The following is a 14,663-nucleotide window of genomic DNA, read 5'->3' as shown; positions in this document are numbered from 1 at the left end:
GGAGCCATGCGCCGCAACCGGTTTCGTCTCATCAACTTCGCCTGGATCACCGCAGTGGTGTCCGGGCTGATGTTTTGTGTGGCGGGTCCGGCTCCTCTCGCCGGGGCCGACCCCGGCCAGTGGGACCCCACCCTGCCGGCCCAGATCAGCGCCGGTGCGCCCGGTGACCCGCTCGCCGTCGCCAACGCGTCGCTGCAGGCCACCGCCCAGGCCACCCAGACCACGATGGATCTGGGCAAGCAGTTCCTGAGCGGGCTCGGGATCAACCTCGGTGGCGACCCTCCCGCGGCGGCGGCCACTCCGAGCAACCCGGGCGCCAAGATTCCGCGGGCGAACGGCCGGCAGGCCATCGAGTACGTGATCCGCCGGATGGGCTCCCAGATGGGGGTGCCGTATTCGTGGGGCGGTGGCTCGCTCGAGGGGCCGAGCAAGGGCGTCGGCGACGGCGCCAACATCACCGGCTTCGACTGCTCGGGGCTGATGCGGTACGGCTTCGCCGGCGTCGGCGTGCTGATCCCGCGGTTCTCCGGTGACCAGTACAACGCCGGCCGCCACATCCCGCCGGATCAGGCCAGGCGCGGCGACCTGATCTTCTACGGCCCGGGCGGCAGCCAGCACGTGACGATGTACCTGGGCAACGGCCAGATGCTCGAGGCGTCGGGCAGCGCCGCCAAGGTTACGGTCAGCCCGGTTCGTAAGCCCGGCATGACGCCGTTCCTGACCAGGATCATCGAGTACTGACCCCACGTTCGGTTCGGTGGGCGGGCCCCCGGGCCGGTGCACCAGCGTCGACGGAATTCGGCGGGCCTGGAATAGTTGGACGCGGGCACGTCGCCACGACATGAGTCGTGCCAGCAGTGTGTCCGATTGAGCTTTGTCGGTTGAGCGGTGGAAGGTAGCAGTTCATGACAGCAGCAGGTGGGCCGCCGCCAGGCGCCAGCGGTTACTCGGGCCCGGGCGGGCAAACCGGCCCGGCTCACGAAGCGCCGACGGGCGGTGGCAACGGACTGGCCGGCGAGGTGCAGACCCTGGAACGGGCCATCTTCGAGGTCAAGCGCATCATCGTCGGCCAGGACCAGCTGGTGGAGCGCATGCTGGTCGGCCTGTTGTCCAAGGGGCACGTGCTGCTCGAGGGTGTGCCCGGCGTGGCCAAGACGCTGGCCGTCGAGACCTTCGCCAAGGTGGTCGGCGGGACCTTCGCGCGCATCCAGTTCACGCCCGACCTGGTGCCCACCGACATCATCGGTACCCGCATCTACCGGCAGGGCAAGGAAGAGTTCGACACCGAGCTCGGCCCGGTGGTGGTCAACTTCCTGCTCGCCGACGAGATCAACCGCGCGCCGGCCAAGGTGCAGTCGGCGCTGCTGGAGGTCATGCAGGAGCGGCACGTGTCGATCGGCGGCAAGACCTTCCCGCTGCCCAACCCGTTCCTGGTGATGGCCACGCAGAACCCGATCGAGCACGAGGGTGTGTACCCGCTGCCCGAGGCCCAGCGCGACCGCTTCCTGTTCAAGATCAACGTCGGCTACCCGTCGCCGGAGGAGGAGCGGGAGATCATCTATCGGATGGGCGTGCGCCCGCCGGAGCCCAAGCAGATCCTGAACACCGGCGACCTGCTGCGGCTGCAGGACATCGCGGCCAACGTCTTCGTCCACCACGCGCTGGTCGACTACGTGGTGCGCGTGGTGACCGCCACCCGTCACCCCGAACAGCTCGGCATGAACGACGTCAAGACGTGGATCTCGTTCGGGGCCTCGCCCCGCGCCTCGCTGGGCATCATCGCGGCGTCCCGGTCGCTGGCGCTGGTCCGCGGCCGTGACTACGTGATCCCGCAGGACGTCGTGGACGTCATCCCCGACGTGCTGCGCCACCGGCTAGTGCTCACCTACGACGCGCTGGCCGACGAGATCTCACCGGAGATCGTCATCAACCGGGTGCTGCAGACGGTTGCCCTGCCTCAGGTGAACGCCGTTCCGCAGCAAGGTCATTCGGTGCCCCCGGTGATGCAACCCGCCGGCGCGGCCAGCGGTCGGTGACCGACCCCAAGCGGGCGGCGGTCCATCCGCCATCGATGCAGCGGGGTCAGATCGACGACCCGAAGCTGTCGGCGGCGCTGCGCACCCTCGAGCTCACCGTCAAGCGCAAGCTCGACGGGGTGCTGCACGGCGATCACCTCGGCCTGATCCCGGGGCCGGGCTCGGAGCCGGGGGAGTCGCGCGAGTACCAGCCCGGCGACGACGTCCGCCGGATGGACTGGGCCGTCACCGCGCGGACCACACACCCGCACGTGCGGCAGATGATCGCCGACCGCGAGCTGGAAACCTGGCTGGTGGTCGACATGTCGGCCAGCCTGGACTTCGGCACCACCGTCTGCGAGAAGCGGGACCTGGCCGTCGCGGCCGCGGCCGCGATCACCTTCCTCAACAGCGGGGGCGGCAACCGGCTGGGCGCGATCGTCTCCACCGGCGCCAACATCACCCGGGTGCCGGCCCGCTCCGGGCGCCAGCACGAGCAGACGCTGCTGCGCACCATCGCCACCACGCCCCGGGCCCCGGTCGGGGTGCGCGGCGACCTGGCGACGGCGATCGACTCGCTGCGCCGCCCGGAACGCCGCCGCGGCATGGCGGTGATCATCAGCGACTTCCTCGGGCCGATCAACTGGATGCGCCCGCTGCGCGCCGTCGCCGCCCGGCACGAGGTGCTGGCCGTCGAGGTGCTGGACCCCCGCGACGTCGAGCTGCCCGACATCGGTGACGTGGTGCTGCAGGACGCCGAGTCCGGCGTCACCCGCGAATTCACCATCGACGCCCAGCTGCGCGACGATTTCGCCAAAGCCGCCGCGGCGCACCGCGCCGACGTGGCACGCACCATCCGCAGCTGCGGGGCCCCGATCCTGACGCTGCGCACCGACCGTGACTGGATCGCCGACATCGTGCGCTTTGTCGAATCCCGCCGGCGCGGTGCATTGGCAGGGCGGCAGTGACCCTGCCGCTACTCGGCCCAATGTCGTTGTCGGGCTTTGAACATTCGTGGTTCTTTCTGTTCCTGCTCGTCGTCGTCGGGCTGGCCGCGCTCTACATCCTGATGCAGTTGGCGCGGCAGCGGCGCATGCTGCGGTTCGCCAACATGGAGCTGCTGGAAAGCGTCGCCCCCAAGCGGCCACCCAGGTGGCGGCACGTGCCGGCAATTCTGCTCATCGCCTCGCTGGTGCTGTTCACCATTGCGATGGCGGGCCCGACGAACGACGTCCGGATTCCCCGCAACCGCGCGGTGGTGATGCTGGTCATCGACGTCTCACAATCCATGCGCGCCACCGACGTGCAGCCCACCCGAATGGCGGCCGCCCAGGAGGCCGCCAAGCAGTTCGCCGACGAGCTGACCCCGGGCATCAACCTCGGGCTGATCGCCTATGCGGGCACCGCGACGGTATTGGTGTCGCCCACGACCAACCGCGAATCGACCAAGACCGCGCTGGGCAAGCTGCAGTACGCGGACCGCACCGCGACCGGGGAGGGCATCTTCACCGCCCTGCAGGCCATCGCGACGGTGGGCGCGGTGATCGGCGGCGGCGACAAACCGCCGCCGGCGCGCATCGTGCTGTTCTCCGACGGCAAGGAGACGATGCCGACCAACCCGGACAACCCGAAGGGCGCCTTCACGGCCGCGCGCACCGCCAAGGACCAGGGCGTGCCGATCTCGACCATCTCGTTCGGCACCCCATACGGCTTCGTCGAGATCAACGACCAGCGCCAGCCGGTGCCCGTGGACGACGAGACGCTGAAGAAAGTGGCCCAGCTCTCGGGTGGGAACGCCTACAACGCAGCGTCATTGGAGGAACTGAAATCCGTCTACGCGACGCTGCAGCAGCAGATCGGCTACGAGACCATCAAGGGCGACGCCAGCGTGGGCTGGGTGCGGCTGGGCGCGCTGGTGCTGGCGCTGGCCGCGCTGGCGGCGTTGCTGATCAACCGGCGCCTACCGACGTAGCGTCTCAGCCGGCGGCGATGACCGCCGAGGGCGGGTAGGACGCGGGGATCGGATTGAGATTCGGCACCACGGGGACGCCCGGCGACACCGGGTCGACGCGGCTGAGTGTGAAGCGCGCCCCGCCGGCCAGTTCCCGCGGCGTGCAGATGAACTGCGGGGTGGCCTGGAGCCGCCAGCGCTCCTGCGCCAGGCAGGCGCGCTGTCCGTTTCGGGTGGCGGCGTCGAGCAGCGCAAGCGCATCAGCCCATGATTCGTCGGTGCGCGTCTCCAGCACGATCGGCTTGCCGTGGGCGTGCGCGGCCAGGTAGTCGAGCGCGACGGGCACGCCGGTCAGCTCGTCGCGGTCTCGGCGCAGCGAGTCGGTGGTGAGCGCGAGCGCCACCCCGACCGCCAGGCTGACGGCCGCGACGCCGGGCGCCAGGCGCCGGGCCACCGGCTGCTGCCGTGAGGTCACCAGCACCATCAGCGCCGACGAACCCAGGATCAGCAGAACCAGCGGCAGCGCGTAGGAGAAGACGCCGATGTACGACTGCCAGAGGTGGTCCACGCCGTACCAGCAGTAGAAGGCGAACAGCGCGGTGGCCAGGGCGGTGACCCGAAGCAGACGGCGGAAGAAGCCGCACACAGCCTCGTCGATGTCGGGGTGCGACAGCTTGCGGACCAGCGCCAGATCCGCCGCGAACAGTCCCACCAGGAACACCGCGCCGAGTGCGGGACCCGGGCCCCAGAACTGCGCGAGGAATCGCGCGGCCGCAACCGGTGGGTTCGGGGAGCGGTGGCCGTAGGCCAGGTACTGCGGGATCTCGCCCGGCCAGTGCAGGATCACGTTGAGCACCATCGGAAGCAGGAACAACGCCAACACCGCGGAGGCGACCAGCACGTCGCGGCGGTGCGTGAGCAGCTCGCGCCGCCGGGGCACGAGCGCCGCCAGCGCGAGCAGGGGCACCAGCAGCAGGAATTCCGCGTGCCCGTGCACCAGCAGGCCGCCGGCCAGCACCATGATCCACAGGTGGCGCAGCCGTCCGGCCGCGACCGACGCGACCGCCACGAGGTAGAGAAGGAAGGGTGCGAAGCAGGCGTGCGGCATCCAGGTGGAGCACACCAGCTGGGGGTGTTCGGCGAGGAAGACGAGGGTGACGCCGGCCGCCGTGAGCACCGCCGGCGCCGAGCGCACCCACGTGTAGAGGATGGTCAGCGCGAGGGCGATCAGCGTCGCGTTGAGGGCCATGATCGCGATCGCCTGCCCGTTGTAGGCCGCCGGAACGACACGGGTCACGTCGTGCAGCAACCATTCGCCGGCGGCCTGCACGTAGAAGAACGCCGGGCCGGGATGGTGGAAGCCGACCCTGGAGTAGTGCCCGGTCAGCAGGGCGAAATGCTTGGCCTGCATGGTGAGAATCGAGTTGGCCGCCGGATCCCCGGCCTCGTAGACGGGATGGCCGAACAGCCCGTGGTTGCGTACCAGCAGGAGGACGAGCAAGCCGCCGCAGCAAACGGCGAAGAGCGCCGCGGCTCGGGCGTCGATCCTGAAGGGTCGGGTCGGGGCTGCGGCCATCAGGCTCAGATCCTAGGGGAGCCGCCCCGGGCTCGCGCGTCGCGTTCGCGCTGAGCCGATTGCAGCTCTGGCCGGCCGAGGCGATAAGTTGGCCGGGTGACTGAAGCAGCCACTGAACCCGCCGCCAACGGCGTCAAACCGGCATTCGTATCCCGTTCCGTCCTGGTCACCGGTGGAAACCGGGGGATCGGCCTGGCGATCGCGCAGCGGTTGGCCGCCGACGGCCACAAGGTGGCCGTCACGCACCGCGGATCCGGGGCGCCCGAGGGGCTGTTCGGTGTCGAGTGCGACGTCACCGACAACGACGCCATCGACCGCGCCTTCAAGGAGGTCGAGGAGCACCAGGGCCCGGTCGAGGTGCTGGTGTCCAACGCAGGCATCTCCAAGGACGCGTTCCTCATCCGGATGACCGAGGAGCGCTTCGAGGAGGTCATCAACGCCAACCTCACCGGGGCGTTCCGGGTGACCCAGCGCGCGGCGCGCAGCATGCAGAAGAAGCGGTTCGGCCGGATCATCTACATCGGCTCGGTGTCCGGGAGCTGGGGCATCGGCAACCAGTCCAACTACGCGGCCGCCAAGGCCGGGCTGATCGGGATGGCCCGGTCGATTTCCCGGGAGCTGTCCAAGGCCGGGGTGACCGCCAACGTGGTGGCCCCCGGCTACATCGACACCGAGATGACGCGCGCGCTGGACGAGCGGATTCAGGCCGGGGCGCTGGACTTCATCCCGGCGAAGCGGGTAGGCACCGCCGCGGAGGTCGCCGGGGTGGTCAGCTTCCTGGCGTCCGAGGACGCGAGTTACATCGCCGGTGCGGTTATCCCGGTCGACGGCGGCATGGGCATGGGCCACTGACTTCAACTACGACACAAGGATATTGAGGACGGACATGGCAGGACTGCTCGACGGCAAACGGATTCTGATCTCCGGGATCATCACCGATTCGTCGATCGCGTTTCATATCGCCAAGGCGGCCCAGGAGGCGGGTGCGCAGTTGGTGCTCACCGGGTTTGACCGGTTGCGCCTGATTCAGCGCATCGCCGACCGGTTGCCGGAGAAGGCGCCGTTGATCGAACTCGACGTGCAAAACGAGGAGCACCTGAACTCGCTCGCCGAGCGGATCACGGCCGAGATCGGCGAGGGCAACAAGCTCGACGGTGTGGTGCACTCGATCGGTTTCATGCCGCAGACCGGGATGGGCATCAACCCGTTCTTCGACGCGCCGTACGAGGACGTCTCGAAAGGCATTCACATCTCGGCGTATTCGTACGCCTCGCTGGCCAAGGCGACGCTGCCGATCATGAACCCCGGCGGCTCCATCGTGGGCATGGATTTCGACCCCAGCCGGGCGATGCCGGCCTACAACTGGATGACGGTGGCCAAGAGCGCGCTGGAATCGGTCAACCGATTCGTGGCGCGCGAGGCGGGCAAGTTCGGTGTGCGCTCCAATCTCGTTGCCGCGGGCCCCATCCGGACGCTGGCCATGAGCGCCATCGTCGGCGGTGCGCTCGGCGAGGAGGCGGGCGCGCAGATGCAGCTGCTCGAGGAGGGCTGGGACCAGCGCGCCCCCATCGGCTGGAACATGAAGGACCCGACGCCGGTCGCCAAGACGGTGTGCGCGTTGCTCTCCGACTGGCTGCCGGCGACGACGGGGACCATCATCTACGCCGACGGTGGCGCAAGCACGCAATTGCTGTAAAAGCGGAATTGCTCTAACTCCTAATGGAATTCGACGCCGTCCTGCTGCTGTCCTTCGGTGGGCCGGAAGGTCCCGAGCAGGTTCGGCCGTTCCTGGAGAACGTCACCCGGGGCCGCAACGTGCCCCCCGAACGCCTTGACCACGTCGCCGAGCACTACCTGCATTTCGGCGGGGTGTCGCCGATCAACCGGATCAACCTCGCGCTGATCCAGCAGCTGGAAGCCGAACTGGGTAACCGCGGCCTGGACCTGCCGGTCTACTTCGGCAATCGGAACTGGGAACCCTATATCGAAGACACCGTCGCGACGATGCGGGACAACGGAATTCGTCGGGCCGCGGTATTCACCACGTCGGCATGGAGCGGCTATTCCAGCTGCACGCAATACGTCGAGGACATCGCGCGGGCGCGCGCGGCGGCCGGGCCCGATGCGCCTGAGTTGGTCAAGCTGCGGCCCTATTTCGACCACCCGCGGTTCGTGCGGATCTTCGCCGACACCATCGGTGCGGCGTCGGGCGCGCTGACCGCCGAACAACAGGCCGGCGCTCGTCTGGTGTTCACCGCGCATTCCATCCCGGTGGCCGCCGACGACCGGCTCGGCCCGCAGCTGTACAGCCGCCAAGTCGGCTATGCCGCAAGCCTTGTGGCGGCCGCCGCCGGCTACGCCGAGTACGACCTGGCGTGGCAATCCCGGTCGGGGCCGCCCCAGGTTCCGTGGCTGGAGCCCGACGTCGCCGACCACCTGGCCGCGCTGGCGCGGGCCGGCACCACGGCCGTCATCGTCTGCCCGGTCGGGTTTGTGGCCGACCACATCGAGGTGGTGTGGGACCTCGACAACGAGCTGGCGGCCCAGGCGGCAGCGGCGGGCGTGACGCTGGTGCGGGCCTCGACGCCCAACGCCCACCCGCGTTTCGCGCAGCTGGCCGCCGACCTGATCGACGAACTGCGCTACGGCCGGGCGCCCGAGAGGACAGCCGGGCCGGACCCGGTGCCGGGCTGCCTGGCCAGCGTCAACGGCGCGCCGTGCCGCCCGCCGCACTGCGCGGCCGGCGCTGGTGACTAATCGCCCCAGGCGGAATGCAGGATCGCGGTCACGGCCGCCATCCGCGCCGAACGCACCACGGCGGTCAGCGGTCGCAGCGCGTCGCTGGCGATGCGCGCCTCCGAGGATGACTGGGTTCCCAGCGGTTCCGGGCCCGCGGCGACGGGCGCGGTGAAACGGTCCGGAGAGTCGGATCGGCTCAGCCCCGCGCTGACCGCGATGATGGCGTCGACGTGCGCGGCTTTCTCCAGCACCCGCAGCGCTCGCGTCGGCGCGTGGTCGGGAATGCGGTGTTGCCGTGCGGATTCCAGCAGTTGCTCGACCAGCCCACGTGGGTCGTCCACGTCGGAGGCCGCCGCTCCCAGCCCGATCGCGCCCAGCGCGTCGGCGGCCGAGCGGACCGCCGAGCGCAGCGTGTACTCGGCGTCGCCGAGCTCGTAATGGTCCAGCACCGGCGCGCCGGGCAGCGAGTACACCGCCCACGTCAGCGCGCACAGCTCCGCCAGCCGCGTCTCGTAGTCGTCGGGCGCGTCCTCGTCGTCCTCGTAGGAGAATTCGGGCACCAGGCCGACGGCGGCGGCGGGATTGCGGGGATTGGCGATGATCACCGCCTCCCCGGCGGCCAGGGCGTCCCGCTCGAACTGCGTTCCCGGCGCCAGCCCGCGCACATCGCCGGGCACCGGCAAAACCACGTTGATCGTCCCGCGCATCAAGCCGAGCGCATCCGGCGTCGGCGTCGGCCGGCCGATCGCGGCGCGCAATGTCTGCAGCAACGTGACGGTCCCGGCGTCGTGCACATCGGGCCAGGGCAGCCCGGTGTGGCCCGCCGCGACGGCATCATACGCGGTCACCGATTGCTTTGGCGCCCAAACGGATAACGCGTCCAGGACGTCATCGGGCGCGGCCTTTCCGGCGAGCCAGGCATTGGCCCACAGGGACAGCGAAACACTGGGACACCACACGAGAACGCAGTGTAGTTGTTTTGCCCGGCAAAGGCGGATCACGCGTATTCTTGCCGCATGCCCGCCGCGCTGCTTTGGCTAATATTCGCGCTGGTGCTGGCCGGTGCGGAGGCACTCACCGGCCATTTGTTTTTGGTGATGCTCGGTGGGGGCGCACTGGCCGCCTCGCTAACCAGTTGGCTGACCGACTTTCCGGCGTGGGCGAACGGCGCGGTGTTCCTGGTCGTCTCGGTGTTGCTGTTGGTGGTGGTTCGCCCGCCGCTGAAGCGACGACTGACGCCGGCCGGGATGCCGCGCTTGGGAATCGAGGCGCTGCAGGGCAAAACCGCGCTGGTGCTCGAGCGGGTCGCACGCGACGAGGGCCAGGTGAAACTCGACGGCCAGGTATGGACTGCGCGTCCGCTCAACGACGGCGAGGTCTACGAACCCGGTGAGCCCGTCACCGTCATGCAGATCGACGGTGCCACCGCGGTGGTGTTCAGGAGCAGTCTGTAGCGGCGGCGAGAACCGCTGCGAAGGAAAGGAAGTCCGATGCAAGGTGCGGTTGCTGGTTTGGTACTGCTGGCCGTCTTGGTGATCTTCGCCATCGTCGTGGTGGCCAAGTCGGTGGCGCTCATACCTCAGGCAGAGGCGGCGGTGATCGAACGGCTGGGACGCTACAGTCGCACGGTCAGCGGGCAACTCACGCTGTTGGTGCCGTTCATCGATCGGGTTCGCGCCCGGGTGGATCTGCGCGAGCGGGTGGTGTCGTTCCCGCCGCAGCCGGTGATCACCGAGGACAACCTGACCCTCAACATCGACACGGTGGTCTACTTCCAGGTCACCGTGCCCCAGGCCGCCGTCTACGAGATCAGCAACTACATCGTCGGCGTGGAGCAGCTCACCACCACCACGCTGCGCAACGTCGTCGGCGGCATGACGCTAGAGCAGACGCTGACCTCGCGCGACCAGATCAACGGGCAACTGCGCGGCGTGCTCGACGAGGCGACCGGCCGCTGGGGGCTGCGCGTCGCCCGGGTCGAACTGCGCAGCATCGACCCGCCGCCGTCGATCCAGGCGTCGATGGAAAAGCAGATGAAGGCCGACCGCGAGAAGCGGGCGATGATCCTGACCGCCGAAGGCATGCGGGAGGCGGCGATCAAGGAGGCGGAGGGGCAGAAGCAGGCGCAGATCCTGGCCGCCGAGGGCGCCAAGCAGGCCGCGATCCTGGGCGCCGAGGCCGACCGGCAGTCCCGGATGCTGCGCGCCCAGGGTGAACGCGCCGCGGCATACCTGCAGGCGCAGGGACAGGCCAAGGCGATCGAGAAGACGTTCGCCGCGATCAAGGCCGGCCGGCCCACCCCCGAGATGCTGGCCTACCAGTATCTGCAGACATTGCCCGAGATGGCGCGCGGCGACGCCAACAAGGTGTGGGTGGTGCCCAGCGACTTCAACGCGGCGTTACAGGGATTCACCAAGCTGCTGGGAACCCCGGGCCAGGACGGGGTGTTCCGCTTCCAGCCGTCACCCGTCGATGACGCGCCCAAGCACAGCGCCGACGACGACGCCGACGTCGCCGACTGGTTCTCCACCGAAACCGACCCCGCCATCGCCCAGGCGGTGGCCAAGGCCGAGGCGATCGCGCGTCAGCCGGCGGACGGCGCCGCGGGGGAGCTGACTCCCTAGGATTGACGCATGAGCGTGTTGACTTCCCCGAAGACCTACACGGCGCTCGGCGTGTTCCACGCCGTCGACGCGGTGGCGTGCGGCGTGCAGGTGGCCCCGATCAAGAAGGTCCTCGACGACGTGGGCCTCCCGGAGAACATCCGGCCCGTGCTGCCGGCGGTGAAGGCGGCCGCTGCGGTCGGTCTGCTGTCGGTCCACCGCTTTCCGGCGCTGGCGCGGTTGACGACGGCGATGCTGACGTTGTACTTCGTGCTGGCGGTCGGCGCGCACGTTCGGGTGCGCGACAAGGTCGTCAACGGCCTTCCGGCCGCGCTGTTTTTGGCGCTGGTCGCCGCGATGACGATCAAGGGGCCGGAAGAGGGCTAATCGAGGCGCAACTCGACCAGCGGCAGGGGGGTGTCGGTGTCGGTGATCGGGACGCCGAGCGTCTGCTCCAGCACCGGGCGCATCCTTTCCCACGCTTTGGGGTGACGGGTCCGGTAGGCGGCCAGGGTGCGATCGGCCTCCGGCGTGGTCAGCACCCGCGCGGTAGCGGTCCTGGGCGCGTGGCTGCCCGCGTACACCCGCACCCGGGGGTTGGCTTCAATGTTGCGGAACCACTGGGCTTTTCGGCCGAAGCCCGAGGCGACGACATAGGTGTCGGGCACGGAGTGGTCGACGACCTCCAGCGCCGCGTAGCGCGGCAGTCCCGACTTGCGGCCGACATGCTCGAGCAGCAGGATGCGGGAACCGAAGAGCGCGCCCGCGCGGGCTTTGTACATCCATATCGGCGCGCGCATGAGGCGGCGCGAGCGCAGCAGCCGCCCGGCGAGGCTGGCGAGGCTGTCCGATGTCATGCGGCTCTCCTCGGTCGTCGGGATAACCGAGACGCTACTGGGCCGACGCCGGTCGCCGTCACGACGTCGGGCATCGTGACGGCGACAGGCTCAGTTGTCAGGGATGCGGCGCGGGGGACGCCGGCGGTGTCGGGGATCCCTCGCCCGGGGGCGGCGGCCAGAAGCCGCGCGGGGGTCCCGGCGGCCCGGGCGGCGGCGGGTACGGGGGCGGCGGCGGATAGAACGGTGGTGGTTCGACCTCCCCGTCGCTCAGCGCGGGACTGATCCCGCGGTCGCCGTACGCGGTGCCGTCGGCCGTGACCACGAGCGCCCGGATCCCGCCGCCGTTCAGCTCGGCGGCGAGCAGATCGGGCGAGGTGCGCGCGGCGTTCAACGCGTCCGCGCGCGAGGTCGCGGCCAGCAGCCGATCGTGCAGATTGCGGTGGGCGAGAACGCCCATCGTGATGTCGATGGTGACTCCGAGCACCACCAGCAGGACGGCCAGCAGGGCCAGCACCACCAGCGTCACGCGACGTTGCAGCGACGGCGTCGGCGTCGTCGACACGGCCGTCATGACCGCTCGGCCTGCAGGCGATAACCGATCCCGCGCACGGTGTGCAGGATCCGCGGCCCATGCGCCTCGAGCTTGCGCCGCAGCCCGCTGACATGGACCTGCACCAGGTTCGGGTCGTAGGCGTCGTAGCCCCACACCCCGTTCAGGATCTGGCCCGCGCTGACGATCCGGCCGCGCTGCTCCACCAGGAAAGCCAGCACGCGCAGCTCGGTGGCGGTCAGATCCAGCCGGTGTCCGCCGCGCGCGGCCACGCCGGCGCCGAGGTCCAGCGTGACGTCGCCCACCTGAATCACCTCCGATAGCCGGCCGCGTCGGCGCAGCACAGCACCGACCCGCGACACGAGTTCGGCCAGCTCGAACGGCTTGATGACGTAGTCGTCGGCCCCGCCGTCGAGCCCGCGCAGCCGATCGGGCAGCCCGTCGCGCGCCGTAATCAGGACGATCCCGATGTCGCCCCATTCGCGGACGACGTCGATCAGCTCGAACCCGTCGCGCCCGGGCAGCATCACGTCGAGCACCACCAGGTCGGGCCGCATCCCGTCGAGGACCTCTTCCAGGCCGTCGCCGTCGCGGCGGGCGTCGGTGTGATAGCCGACATCGGCGAGCGCTTCGCTGACCATCTCCCGGATGGTCTCGGAGTCTTCGACGACCAGCACCCGCGGTGTGCCGACGCTGAAGTGGGGGCCGGCACGTGGGCAGTCGGTCATACCCCTCATTGTCGACACCGGTGCTGAGATGAACCTGAAGCGGGCGGAGAGGGCCTGTGTCGCTGGCCGCCGCCGGGGACCACCGTGACGGATGAGGTCCGTTCGCCCGGCAGATTTCTTCAGATCCATTTCAGCCCCGGCTCTTAACGTCCGTGACATGACCACGAACGACGACATCAACACCAATCCACCCGCGCCGGCGCCGGTGGCCTACCAAACACCCGAGCGACGCCGTTACCCCACCGGCGTGGTGATCGGCGCCGGAGTGGCGGGCGTGCTGCTCGGCGCGGTCGGCACCGTCGCGGCGATCGCCTTCGCCTGGATCGTCAGCGTCGGTCCGCCCCCGCCGCCGCCTCCCGGGCCGCCGCCCGGGTACCCGCCGCCGCCGTATCCGCCGTATCCGCCACCGCCGTACGCACTTCCGCCGCCGCCCGGCCCTCCGCCGGACGCCACCGCGACCTCCGTCGTGCACCCGCTGCCCGATGGAAGCCGGGTGATCCTGGTCGCCGACACGACGCAGGCCACCCAGGTCGCGCATCAGTTGCGCGGGTTGATGACCGGGGCGGGTCTGGTGACCCTGCTGCTCGCGGCGCTGCTCCTCATCGCGGTCAGCCGGGCGGCGCTGCGTCCATTGGATCGGCTCACCGCGCTGGCCAACGCCATCACCACCGGCGATCGCGGCCGCCGGCTGCACCCTGATCGTACTGACACCGAACTCGGCCGCGCCGCAAGCGCTTTCGACGGCATGCTGGACGCACTGGAACTGTCCGAGCACCGGGCGCGGCACGCCGCCGACACCGCGCAGCGCGCGGAGACGGCGACCCGGCGGTTTCTGGTCGACGCCGCCCACGAGTTGCGCACCCCGATCGCCGGCATTCAGGTCGCCGCCGAGCAGGTCGCGCACAGCGCCTCCGAACACCACGACGACGGGCAATACCGCCGGGCGAGCCTGTTGCTCTCCGACGCTCGCCGCGCCGGACGGCTCGTCTCCGACATGCTGGACCTGAGCCGCATCGACGCCGGGCTCGCGCTCGAGTTGCACGACGTGGACGTGGCCGCCGTGCTCGACGGCGAGGTGGACAGAGCCGCGATGCTGGCCCCGCAGGTCAGCGTGTCCCGCACCGGTGTGACCACACTGCATCTCGACGCCGACGCGACCCGTCTGTCGCAGATCGTGTCCAACCTGCTCGACAACGCCCGCCGGTACACACCCGCCGGCGGAGCCATCACCGTCGACCTTCGCGCCCCCGAGGGCCTCGCGGAAATCACCGTCACCGACACCGGCCCGGGCATCCCAGATGATCAGCGGGACAACATCTTCGAGCGGCTGGTGCGCCTGGACCCCGGCCGCGCCCGCGACCACGGCGGTGCCGGGCTGGGGCTGGCGATCGCGCGGGCACTGGCGCGTGCCCACGGCGGCGAACTGGTGTGCCTGCCGCACCGGGGCGGCGCGCAATTCCGGCTCACGCTGCCGCGCGCATGAGGCCGAGCGGTGGCCACCCGTCTGAGGCGGCCACCGCTCGGCCCGGTTAGCGCACGGCCGGCATCAGAACCCCGGCGGTGGCGGACGGAACGGTCCACCGGGACCGCCGGGCGGCGGCGGTGCGAGCGGTCCGCCCGGCGGCGGGGGCGGCCCGCCTGGCCCGCCCGGTCCACCGGGCC

At 70.1% G+C, this 14,663-nt stretch carries 15 protein-coding genes and 1 pseudogene; 11 read left to right on the top strand and 5 right to left on the bottom strand.

The genetic code is table 11. The features are described from left to right. Positions 1 to 6 precede the first annotated feature (6 nt). From ripB to ACYQ8K_RS24640, 4 genes are all read left to right on the top strand, one after another. A complete protein-coding gene (ripB, locus tag ACYQ8K_RS24655) occupies positions 7 to 741 on the top strand; it encodes an NlpC/P60 family peptidoglycan endopeptidase RipB (RefSeq protein WP_459973174.1) in 735 nt (244 codons plus the stop codon). A 164-nt stretch (positions 742 to 905) separates the two neighbouring features. Then, positions 906 to 2,036, top strand: a complete 1,131-nt coding sequence (gene moxR1, locus ACYQ8K_RS24650; RefSeq protein WP_459973148.1) for a chaperone MoxR1 — start codon at positions 906 to 908, stop codon at positions 2,034 to 2,036. A 35-nt stretch (positions 2,037 to 2,071) separates the two neighbouring features. Then, complete coding sequence (locus tag ACYQ8K_RS24645; protein WP_459973172.1) at positions 2,072 to 2,983, top strand: DUF58 domain-containing protein; 912 nt, start codon at positions 2,072 to 2,074, stop codon at positions 2,981 to 2,983. Beyond that, the gene (locus ACYQ8K_RS24640; protein WP_459973147.1) at positions 2,980 to 3,987 is read left to right on the top strand and encodes a VWA domain-containing protein; all 1,008 of its coding nucleotides are present in this window, start codon (positions 2,980 to 2,982) and stop codon (positions 3,985 to 3,987) included. Before ACYQ8K_RS24645 ends, ACYQ8K_RS24640 begins: the two co-directional genes overlap by 4 nt. 4 nt (positions 3,988 to 3,991) lie before the next feature. Here ACYQ8K_RS24640 and ACYQ8K_RS24635 read toward each other — a convergent pair whose 3' ends face one another. Continuing rightward, complete coding sequence (locus ACYQ8K_RS24635) at positions 3,992 to 5,542, bottom strand: hypothetical protein (RefSeq protein ID WP_459973145.1); 1,551 nt, start codon at positions 5,540 to 5,542, stop codon at positions 3,992 to 3,994. Between the two features lie 96 nt (positions 5,543 to 5,638). On the opposite strand from ACYQ8K_RS24635, the gene fabG1 reads away from it, so the two are divergent. Genes fabG1 through ACYQ8K_RS24620 form a run of 3 tightly spaced genes read left to right on the top strand, consistent with a single transcriptional unit; the run spans position 5,639 to position 8,299 of the window. Next, entirely contained in the window at positions 5,639 to 6,394 is a 756-nt protein-coding gene (gene fabG1, locus ACYQ8K_RS24630) for a 3-oxoacyl-ACP reductase FabG1 (protein ID WP_459973143.1), read from the top strand. Positions 6,395 to 6,428: 34 nt separating this feature from the next. Next, complete coding sequence (gene inhA, locus ACYQ8K_RS24625) at positions 6,429 to 7,238, top strand: NADH-dependent enoyl-ACP reductase InhA (RefSeq protein ID WP_459973142.1); 810 nt, start codon at positions 6,429 to 6,431, stop codon at positions 7,236 to 7,238. A 23-nt stretch (positions 7,239 to 7,261) separates the two neighbouring features. Further along, positions 7,262 to 8,299, top strand: a complete 1,038-nt coding sequence (locus ACYQ8K_RS24620; RefSeq protein ID WP_459973140.1) for a ferrochelatase — start codon at positions 7,262 to 7,264, stop codon at positions 8,297 to 8,299. On the opposite strand, the gene ACYQ8K_RS24615 is transcribed toward ACYQ8K_RS24620, so the two are convergent. Then, positions 8,296 to 9,240 carry a hypothetical protein gene (locus tag ACYQ8K_RS24615; protein WP_459973138.1) on the bottom strand — a complete coding sequence of 315 codons (945 nt, stop codon included), beginning with the start codon at positions 9,238 to 9,240 and terminating at the stop codon, positions 8,296 to 8,298. The two genes, ACYQ8K_RS24620 and ACYQ8K_RS24615, sit on opposite strands and share 4 nt — an antisense overlap. A gap of 57 nt (positions 9,241 to 9,297) precedes the next feature. Here ACYQ8K_RS24615 and ACYQ8K_RS24610 point away from each other — a divergent pair, with 57 nt between their 5' ends. The 3 genes from ACYQ8K_RS24610 to ACYQ8K_RS24600 are packed head-to-tail and all read left to right on the top strand — an operon-like array spanning position 9,298 to position 11,271. Next, positions 9,298 to 9,735, top strand: coding sequence for an NfeD family protein (locus tag ACYQ8K_RS24610; protein WP_459973136.1), 438 nt, complete (start codon positions 9,298 to 9,300; stop codon positions 9,733 to 9,735). 36 nt (positions 9,736 to 9,771) lie between these two features. Continuing rightward, positions 9,772 to 10,905, top strand: coding sequence for an SPFH domain-containing protein (locus ACYQ8K_RS24605; RefSeq protein ID WP_459973134.1), 1,134 nt, complete (start codon positions 9,772 to 9,774; stop codon positions 10,903 to 10,905). Positions 10,906 to 10,914: 9 nt separating this feature from the next. Continuing rightward, positions 10,915 to 11,271 carry a DoxX family protein gene (locus ACYQ8K_RS24600; RefSeq protein WP_459973132.1) on the top strand — a complete coding sequence of 119 codons (357 nt, stop codon included), beginning with the start codon at positions 10,915 to 10,917 and terminating at the stop codon, positions 11,269 to 11,271. Here ACYQ8K_RS24600 and ACYQ8K_RS24595 read toward each other — a convergent pair. The 3 genes and pseudogenes from ACYQ8K_RS24595 to ACYQ8K_RS24585 form a co-directional block, all read right to left on the bottom strand. Next, on the bottom strand, positions 11,268 to 11,741 hold the full coding sequence (locus ACYQ8K_RS24595) for a nitroreductase family deazaflavin-dependent oxidoreductase (RefSeq protein ID WP_459973130.1): 474 nt from the start codon (positions 11,739 to 11,741) through the stop codon (positions 11,268 to 11,270). The two genes, ACYQ8K_RS24600 and ACYQ8K_RS24595, sit on opposite strands and share 4 nt — an antisense overlap. Before the next feature lie 100 nt (positions 11,742 to 11,841). Continuing rightward, positions 11,842 to 12,294: pseudogene (locus ACYQ8K_RS24590) on the bottom strand (two-component sensor histidine kinase); the annotation flags it as partial. Then, on the bottom strand, positions 12,291 to 13,010 hold the full coding sequence (locus ACYQ8K_RS24585; protein ID WP_459973128.1) for a response regulator transcription factor: 720 nt from the start codon (positions 13,008 to 13,010) through the stop codon (positions 12,291 to 12,293). The pseudogene ACYQ8K_RS24590 and the gene ACYQ8K_RS24585, both read right to left, overlap by 4 nt. A 148-nt stretch (positions 13,011 to 13,158) precedes the next feature. On the opposite strand from ACYQ8K_RS24585, the gene ACYQ8K_RS24580 reads away from it, so the two are divergent. Further along, a complete protein-coding gene (locus tag ACYQ8K_RS24580; RefSeq protein WP_459973126.1) occupies positions 13,159 to 14,484 on the top strand; it encodes a sensor histidine kinase in 1,326 nt (441 codons plus the stop codon). Positions 14,485 to 14,663 lie beyond the last annotated feature (179 nt).

It is taken from the genome of Mycobacterium sp. MUNTM1, from assembly GCF_054660795.1.
Note: the sequence above shows the minus strand (reverse complement) of the source record. Positions and strands in the feature narration are given on the sequence as shown.